The organism is Streptomyces sp. NPDC002623 (assembly GCF_053592635.1).
Genome location: NZ_JBSFWB010000030.1, coordinates 1 through 9,245 on the forward strand (window position 1 = coordinate 1; position 9,245 = coordinate 9,245).

Genomic DNA, 9,245 nt, shown 5'->3' on the forward strand with positions numbered 1-9,245 from the left:
GGCCGGGGCGGCGGCCGGAGCGGCGGCCGGGGCGGCGGCCGGAGCGGCGGCCGGGGCGGCGGCCGGAGCGGCGGCCGGGGCGAGTGCGGTGGGCGCCGGGGCGGGTGTCCCGGGCGCTTCTGGCAGGGCCGGCCCGGCCGCCACCCCGGCGAGCCGGTCGGCGGCCAGGTGGGCGGCCAGCTCGCGCAGGGTCGGCTGCTCGAAGAAGTCGCCGAGCGGTACGGCGACGCCGAACTCCTCGTCCACGGCGGCGACGATCTTCATACCGCTGAGCGAGTCGAAGCCGTAGTCGGCCAGCGGGCGGCCGGGGTCGATGCGCTCGTCCAGCTTGAGCACCCGTTCGACGAGGTCGCGCAGACGCTCGGTGAGGGCGCCGGTGGAAGTGACCGCGCCCGAGGAGACGGGGGCGGACGCGGCGGCGGCGGCCGGGCCTGCCGTGGGCGCGGGCGCGATCGTCAGGACTCCGTCGCTCTCCGCCACCAGGACGGTCTGGCCCAGCGCCGGGTCGCCGGCGCCCAGCGCGTGGACCGGGGCGTATCCCTCCTCGTGCAGGAGCCGGGTCCAGCCCTGCGGGGAGGCGAGCGGGGAGTCGGGCATGCGCAGGTGGCCGTCCTCGAAGGCCCACCAGCCCTCCAGGACACCGCCGCCGATGGTCAGCAGCGGCCGTACGGAGGTCAGTTCGTTGAGGACCAGCCAGCCGCCGGGGCGCAGCAGCGCCTTGGCCTTGCGCAGGGTGGCCCGCAGGTCGCTGGTGGCGTGCACGACGTTGGTGGCGACGACGAGGTCGGCGCAGGCCGGCTCGAACCCCTGCTCCGCCAGGCCGCGTTCGAGGTTGAGCACCTGGAAGCGGGCGAAGTCGTGGCGTTCGGCGAAGCGTTCCCGGCCGTGTTCCAGGAAGCGCGGCGAGATGTCGGTGAAGGTGTACCCGACGCGTCCCGGGTGCGCGGCCAGCGTGGGCAGCACCCGTTCGCTGGTGGCGCCGGTGCCGGCGCCCAGTTCCACGACCTCGATGGTGCGGCCCTGCGGCAGCTGCGGCAGGCGCAGGTCAAGGAAGCGGCGGACCGTGTCGCGGACCAGGAGGTTGAAGGAGTCGGTGAGCGGGTTGCCCTGGTAGAAGTTCTGCACCAGCTTCATCGAGGAGCCGGGGAACATGATCTCGGTGGCGCCCACCTCGCCGCGCAGAATGCGCGGGTACGCCTGGAGGAACAGGCGGTTGAGGGTGACCGTGGGTTCGATGTCCGGGCAGGCCGCGGCGATCCGGTCGAACTCCGCCTCCCAGCGGCCCGAGTGCTCGTCCGCGTCGACGCCGTCGACCGCCGGGGTGGTGCCGACCAGGTCGCCGTCGCGGGTCAGGAACCCGGTGTCGGCCAGGATGTTGAGCAGTGCCTCGTGCAGCCGCCGGAAGCGGTCGAGGATGCCTAGGCGGGCGCGCAGTTCCTCGGCGCTGTGCCGTTCGCCGGAGCGCCGGAAGGCTCCCATGCGCTGGTAGACGCCGAGCAGCATGGGTGCGGAGACGGCCTCCAGCTCCTCGTAGCCGATGAGAACGCGGCGGGCGGCCGGGGCGGCGGCGGTACCGGTGCCGAGGTGTCCGGCCGCGGCGGCCAGGGCGGCCGGGTGGCCACCGCCGAGGGCCTCGGCGTCCAGGGCCGGGTCGTGGCCCATGGCCTCCAGGGCCCGGCGTCCGGCGCGGATCGGCATGACCTGCGGCAGCCCGCTGCCGAGGATGCGGTGGACGGCGGCGATGCCCGCGGCGGGGCTGAAGGCCTGGATGCCGAGCCCGGCGAAGATGTCGGCGAGTCCGGGCTGGGAGCCGGAGCCGACCATGCCCCAGTAGCCCTGGTTGACGACGGTCACCGGATACGGCAGCCGGTCGCGCAGGAACAGCGCGTAGGCGTCCTCGGTGGCGGAGGCACAGATGTAGGCGCCGTTGCCGGCGAAGCTGCCGAAGGAGCCGGCGGAGGAGAAGTAGACCAGGAAGTCGAGGTCCTGGCCGTCCACGGCGTCGGCGAGAGCGGCGGCACCCTCGGTCTTGACGCGGGTCGCGGCGGTGAAGGTCTCCTCGTCGAGATCGGCGAGGGCATGGTTGTCGAACACCATCGCGGCGTGCACGACCCCGTGCAGGGCGCCGAAGCGGTGGTGCGCCTCGGCGACGGCGGCGGCGAGGTCGGCGGTGGCGCAGGCGTCGCCGCGGACGTGGGCGACCTCGCCGCCGAGGGCGCGGATCTCCTCGGCGGCGGCGCGCTGTTCGGGGCCGAGGTCGCCGCGGCTGAACCACACCAGCCGGGCCCGGTGGCGCTCGGCGAGGTGGCGGCTGAGTTCCTGGGCGATGCCGCCGGTGCCGCCGATGAGCAGATAGACGCCGCCGTCCCGGAAGACGGGGCCGGGCGCGGGCAGGGTGACGCGGCCGAGGCGGCGGACGTAGCGGGTGCCGCCGCGCAGGGCGACGGTGCGGCCGGTGGCGTCGGCGGGCATGGCCAGGATCGCGTCGGCGAGGGCGGTGGTCGCGTCCTCTCCCGTGAGCTCGGCCGAGGCGAAGTCGAGGGCGCCGACCCGGAGTTCGGGGCGCTCCTTGGCGACCACCTGGAGCAGGCCGTGCAGGCCCGCGGCGAAGGGGTTGGCGGCAGTGCTGCCCGCGACCGGGTGGACGTCGCTGGTGACGACGACGAGGCGCGCGGCGCTGATGGAGCGGACCAGGCGGAACAGGGCGAGCGAGCCGGTGCGCAGCTGCTCGGCGGCCCGGCCGGCGCCCAGGCCCTCGGCGATGCCGGTGCCGACGCCGCCGAGGTGGAGCACCAGGTCGGCGCCGTCGGTCCGCTCCAGCCAGACGGACGGGGGAAGTTCGTCGATGCGGACCGGGTCCAGACGGCTCTGGGGGATGCGGGCCGAGATCGCCTCGGCGAGCCAGGCGGAGGCCTCGGTCACCAGGGCGACGACGCGGCCCGCGCGCGGGGCGGGTCCGGGAGCGGGTTCGGGAGCGGGTTCGGGAGCGGGTTCGGGAGCGGGTTCGGGAGCGGGAGCGGGTTCGTCCTCGCGCACCCACAAGGGCCGGTAGAAGTCCGGGAGTTGCTCTGCGCGGGCGTCGTCGGACCCGGCCGGCGGTGCGGGGGTGATACGGGCCGGGGGCTCGGGGATCCAGTAGCGCCTGCGGGCGAAGGGGTACGGCGGCAGCTCGGTGCGGCGGGCCGCGGCGGGGGTGACACGGGACCAGTCGACGTCGGCGCCGGCCAGCCAGTGCTCGGCCACCGCCACCAGGTCCCGCCGGGCCAGGGCGGTCTCGAGGGCGTCGGCCTCGGCGCCGGCGAGGACGACCCGTGCCCGGGTGGCCCGGCCGGTGCCGATCCGGGCGTCGGCCGTGCCCTCGGCGTGGGCCTCCAGCAGCGCGGCCGCCTCGGCCGCCGAGCCGACGGCCAGGGCCAGCCGGAACTCGTGGGGGGTACGGCCGGACTGGAGCGTGTGGGCGATGTCGGCGAGGCGGAGGGGGCCTTCGGCCGGGCGGGTTGCTCCCTGAACAGCGGCGCCGGCCTGTGTGCCGGCCGCGCCCGACGCGTCCGGGGCGTCCGAGGCGTTGCCGGTCGGCCCGTCGGCGCCTGCGGTGCCGGCGATCGCCTGCGCCATCGCGCCCAGCGTCCGCGCCAGGGTGACGGCCGCGGGCAGGGTGTCGTCCAGTTCCGCCGTCAGCGACGCCTCGAAGCGAGCGCGTTCGGGGATGCCGAAGCCGCAGTCGGCGAGGTCGGTGCCGAGGTCGAGGTACTCGGGGGCCACGCCGACGGTTTCGGCGGCCAGGCGCAGACACAGCCGCTGGGCGTCGCCGAGGGCGTCCCGGCCGGTGCCCGCCGGGTCCGCAGCCGTGGCGCCGCGCAGGAACGCGGCGAGGTCGGCGGCGTACGCGCGCAGCCGGTCCTCGGTCTTGGCGGACAGGACGAGGAGCTGGTCGGTGTCCGGGGCGACGGGCTCGGCCGGAGGTGTGCGGTACTCCTCCACGACCAGGCAGGCGTTGGCGCCGCCCCCGCCGAAGGAGCTGACGACCGCGCGCAGCGGCAGGTCGCCGTCGTCCCCCGCGGGCGCCCAGGGCCGGAGGGTCTGCTGCACGTCGAAGGGCGTGGTGGTGAAGTCGATGCCGGGGTTGCGCCGGGCGGAGTTCAGCGAGGGCGCCAGCGTGCGGTGGCGCAGCTGGAACAGCACCTTGGTCAGGCCCGCGACACCGGCCGCCGACTCCAGGTGGCCGATGTTGGACTTCACCGAGCCGACGGCGACCGTCGGCCGCTCGGCCCGCTCCGCCGCGTCGATGCGCCCGCCGAAGGCCTCCACGAGCCCGGCGATCTCGATGGGGTCGCCGAGCGGGGTGCCCGTGCCGTGGGCCTCCACATAGCCGACGGTGGCCGGGTCGGCCTGGGCGCGGTGCAGGGCGGCGCGGATCACCTCGGCCTGCGCGGCCGCGCTCGGCACGGTGTAACCGCCCGTCTTGCCGCCCGCGTTGATGGCGGAGCCGCGGATCACGCCGAGGACGCGGTCGCCGTCGGCGATCGCGTCCTTCAGGGGCCGCAGCAGTACGGCGCCCACGCCCTCGCCGTCGACGAACCCGTCGGCGTCCGCCCCGAAGCTCCTGAGCCGGTCGCCGCGCGAGATCATCCCGCGGTCCGCCAGCATGCGCAGGTGCATGGGGTGCAGGATCAGGTTGACGCCGCCGGCGATCGCGGTGTGGCACTCCCCCGACCTGATGCTCTCGCAGGCCAGGTGGATCGCGGTGAGCGAGGCCGAGCAGGCGGTGTCGACGGCGAGGCTCGGGCCGGTGAAGTCGAAGGTGTACGAGACCCGGTTGGCGATCGACCAGTGGTTGGAGTGCGCGTCGGTGCGGACGCCGAGCGCGGTGGCCTCGCCGCCCATCCACTCGTAGTTGTTGTTCATGACGCCGGCGAAGACGCCGACCGGGCCCCGGGCGGCCAGTTCGGCGGCCGGGTGGCCGGCGTCGTCCAGGACGGCTGCGGCGGTCTGCAGGAACAGCCGCTCCTGCGGGTCCATCGCCTCGGCGTCGGCCGGCGATATCTGGAAGAAGAGCGGGTCGAACTTGTCGACGTCGTCGATGAATCCGGCCCACTTGCTGTAGCTGCCGCGCGCGCCCGCCGGGTCGTGGTGGGCATCGGCGTCCCAGCGGTCGGCGGGCACCTCGCGGATGCAGTGCCGGCCCGCGGCCAGGTTGTCCCACAGCTCGGCGGGCGTCTCGGCCAGCGGGTAGCGGCCGGCGACGCCTACGATCGCCACGCCGTCGCTCGCCGGGGCCGGGGCGGAGGCCCGGGCCAGCAGGCTCAGCAGCAGCTTTCGCTTGTCGTCCACAGTTGCTCTCTCTCACAGGTCTTCGGTCGGCCGCCGTGGGCCGGGGCGTCGCCGCCGGGAGGGGTCAGGCCTGGCCGGTGTGGCGGTCGGCCGCGCGCCGGGCCCGCCGGGAGATGCGCGGCGCCGGGGCGGTGCCGGCGCCGCCCGGGGCCGGGCCGGGGGCGAGGCCCATCAGCTCGGCGAGGTTGTCCACGAAGGACCGGATGGTGGGGAACTCGACGAAGGAGGCGGCCGGGACGTCGAAGCCCAGTTCCTGGCCGAGCCCGGCGACGACCTCGATGAGCACCAGGGAGTCCAGGCCGAGGTCGAAGAGGTTGGTGTCGAGGGCGGCGAGGTGCCGACCGCCGAGAATCCTGCCGATCGCCTCGGTGAGGTGGTCCCGGATCAGTTCGACGTTGTGCTGCGGGTCGGCCGGGTCGAAGCGGGCGAGCAACCGGTCCTCGGCCGGTGCCGCCTCGGTCCGGGCTCCGTGGTCGCCCGGCTCGACCCAGTGCCGCCGTCGTTCGAAGCGGTGGGTGGGCAGGGGCACCCGGCGGATGTCCCGGCCGGTGTGCACGGCCGCGAAGTCGAGTTCGGCGCCGAGCACCCACTGGTCGGCGGCGAGGGTGAGCAGGTGGGTGAGGCCGCCGGGTCCGCCGGCCGGCGGGCTGAGGCGGACCGCGTGCCGGCCGGCGCCGTCGAGCAGCGCGTCCAGGGAGGCCGTCGGGTCGGCCGGGCCGGTCCAGACGGCGGGGTCGCGGCCCTCGTCCTCGGTCATCCAGCGGCCGGTGCGCGGCGATACGACGGGCAGCCGGGGCGGGGCGACGCGGTGGGGTGCGGTGCCGGCGCCAAGGGCCAGGGCGAGGGCGTCGGCGAGCGGGAGGGCCTCGGCGAGGGCGGCGGCCGTGGCGAGGCCGACGCCGGTGGCGGCGAGGCCGGCCGGTGCGACGCCCCAGGCGGTGAGGGCGGTGGCGAGGGCGTACTCGTGGCAGCAGGCGGCGACCGCGCCGTCCTCGGCGAGGAGTGCCTCGGCCTCGCCGGGGCGTCCGAGGGCGGCGGCGCAGGCGTCGGCGGCATCCCGGTAGGCGGGCGCCGACGCGTACAGCTCGGCCGCGTCGGCCGGGTCGGCGCCGGTGCCGGTCAGGACGAGGACGGGGGCGCTCGGCTCGCGTCCGGTCACGCCACGGCGAAGGCGCTCCTCGTCGCCGAGGGCGAGGGCCATGGCCGCGGAGCGGGTGCTGCCGACGACCAGGGCCAGCCGGTGGGCGTGGGCGCGGCGGCCGAGGCCGAGGGTCTGGGCGACGGCGGCCGGGGCGAGGCCGGGGTGGGCGCGCAAATGGCGGGCCAGGGCGGCGGCGGCCTGTTCGAGGGCGTCCGCGGAGCGGGCGGAGAGGACCAGCAGCTCCGGCCGGCTCTCGTGCGGGGCCTGGGCGCGGGCCGGGCCCTCCTGGAGGATCACATGGGCGTTCGTACCGCCGATGCCGAAGGAGCTGACGCCGGCGCGCAGCGGGCCCGTCCCGCTCTTCCACTCGGTCTTCTCGGTGTTGACGAAGAACGGGCCGGCGGCGAAGTCGATGTCCGGGTTGGGCTCGGTGAAGTGCAGGCTTGGCACCAGGGTGCGGTGCTCCAGCATCAGCGCGGTCTTGATCAGGCCCGCCATGCCGGCGGCCGTGTCCAGGTGTCCGATGTTGGTCTTCACCGAGCCGAGCGCGCAGTACCCGGTGCGGTCCGTGCCCTGGCGGAAGGCCCGGGTGAGCGCGGCGACCTCGATGGGGTCGCCGAGCGGAGTGCCGGTGCCGTGCGCCTCGACATAGCCGATGGTCTCCGGGTCGACGTCGGCGACGTCCTGGGCGTCGGCGATGACGGCGGCCTGCCCGGAGATGCTGGGTGCGGTGTAACCGGTCTTGGCGGAGCCGTCGTTGTTGACGGCGGAGCCCTTGATGACGGCGTGGATCCAGTCGCCGTCGGCGAGGGCCTCCTTCAGCCGCTTGAGGACGACCGCTCCGGCGCCGCTGCCGATCACGGTGCCGCGGGCCTCGGCGTCGAAGGCGCGGCAGTGGCCGTCGGGCGAGAAGATCATGCCTTCCTGGTACTGGTAGCCCTGGCCGGGCGGGTTGAGGTGGACCGCGCCGACCAGGGCCATGTCGCACTCGCCGCCGAGCAGGGCGAGGCAGGCGGTGTGCACGGCGACCAGCGAGGTGGAGCAGGCGGTGTTGACGCTGACGCTGGGGCCGGTCAGGTTGAGCTTGTACGACACCCGGGTGGCGAGGAAGTCCTTGTCGTTGGCGAGCATCAGCCGGTAGTGGTCCACGGAGGACGCGGCCCGGTAGCGCTCGCCCAGGTTGTGCAGCAGGTAGGTGTTCATGCCGGCGCCGGCGTAGACGCCGATGTGGGCGTCGGTGCGCTCGGGGTCGTAGCCGGCCCGCTCCAGGGCCTCCAGGGCGCACTCCAGGAAGACCCGGTGCTGCGGGTCGAGGATCTCGGCCTCGTCCTGGGTGAACCGGAACAGCTCGGAGTCGAACAGGTCGGTGCCGGGGACGGTCTGGGCGGCCTTCACATAGCGCGGGTCGGCCAGCCGGGCGGCGGGCACGCCGGCGGCGAGGAGTTCCTCGTCGGTGTACCGGGTCAGCGTCTCGCGGCCTTCGCCGAGGACGTCCCAGAAGAGGTCGACGGAGTCGGCGCCCGGGAAGCGGCAGGTCATGCCGATGATGGCGACGTCGGAGTCGGAAAGCGTCATGGTGCTGGTTCTCCTGCTCGGGTGTCAGCTCAGCCGTATGCCGAGGTCGGCGGCGACGGATCGCATGTCGAGGAAGCTGCGGGCGACGAAGCGGGCGGCGTCCTCGGAGGCGTCCATGCGCTGGAAGACGTCGACGAGGCTGCGCTCCTGCTCGTCGCGGTCGCCCTCCCCCGCCGCGATCTCCCTGACGACCCTGCCGAGCCGGTGCTCGACGTCCGCGAGGTCGAGGGAGCGCGGGAACTTGATGCTGAAGGTGTTGCGGTCGTAGGAGGCGTTGCGCTTGACGGACCGCACATGGCTGGCCGCGTTGAGCTTGTAGAACATGCAGTCGAAGTTCGCGAACGAGTAGTAGTTCAGCAGCGGGAAGAGCGTGCAGTGGGTCTCCAGCGGCGAGGACTGGTACAGGCCCTTGGCGCGCAGTTCCTCGACGATGCGGTCGGGGTCGTACTCGTGCCGCATGGCGATGAACGGAAAGACGATCTTCGGCAGGTTCTCGTCGTCGTCGAAGAGGAGCTCCTCCAGCTGCCCGCCGAAGAGCGTGTCGGCGAGCCGCTCGCCGAACGTCTTGTAGAAGCCGCGCACGACCTCGCGGACGTTGGACTCCATGGTGAGGATCTGCTGCGGGTCGGCGCACAGCGCGATGTAGGGGATCTTCTGCCGGTAGGCCATGAGGATCGCGCGCAGCACGAAGAAGGTGCGGCAGGAGACGCAGGGCAGCTTCTCGTCGAGGTACTTGCCGGGCTTCTTCGGCGCGGGACGGTTGAACACCTCGCGCATCATCAGCTTGATGTTGTCGTCGTCGGCGTCGAGGACGAACGTCGCCGGGATCTTCTCCCGGGCCAGCGCGATGTTCTGGGCGGCGTGCACGCTCTCGAAGGGCACGTCGAAGGTGAAGGCCAGCACCCGCTTGCCGTACTCGTTGACGAACTTGTCCAGCATGTACGTGCTGTCCTTGCCGCCGCTGTACATGAAGAGACAGTCGTACTCGCCGCTCCCGGACGGCGCCTGCTGGAACTCGGTGAACACCTCGCTGGTGTAGCGGTAGTTGACGAGCAGGTCCTCGGCGAAGTCCAGGTTGCACAGGTTGCACACCCCCTGGTCGTCGAGCACCACTCCCGGATGGCCGGCTTTGAGCGCGCAGACCTGGCAACTGGACACGGAACCCCCTGGCGAGACGGACGGATCGGGCTGTGCGGTG

The 9,245-nt window shown here is 74.1% G+C and carries 3 protein-coding genes; all 3 read right to left on the reverse strand.

Translation table 11 applies throughout. The features are described from left to right. Window positions 1–5,331 (reverse strand): SDR family oxidoreductase (locus ACWD4O_RS37465; protein WP_451287039.1); only part of this gene is annotated, 5,331 nt, incomplete at its 3' end. Between the two features lie 64 nt (window positions 5,332–5,395). Beyond that, complete coding sequence (locus ACWD4O_RS37470) at window positions 5,396–8,047, reverse strand: type I polyketide synthase (RefSeq protein WP_451287041.1); 2,652 nt, start codon at window positions 8,045–8,047, stop codon at window positions 5,396–5,398. A 24-nt stretch (window positions 8,048–8,071) separates the two neighbouring features. Next, the gene (locus ACWD4O_RS37475; protein ID WP_451287043.1) at window positions 8,072–9,205 is read right to left on the reverse strand and encodes an OzmP; all 1,134 of its coding nucleotides are present in this window, start codon (window positions 9,203–9,205) and stop codon (window positions 8,072–8,074) included. Window positions 9,206–9,245 lie beyond the last annotated feature (40 nt).

What these genes read in the sequence shown, in the direction of transcription:
- ACWD4O_RS37470 (WP_451287041.1), bottom strand. Translation starts at nt 8,047, where the DNA reads ATGACGCTTTCCGACTCCGACGTCGCCATCATCGGCATGACCTGCCGC.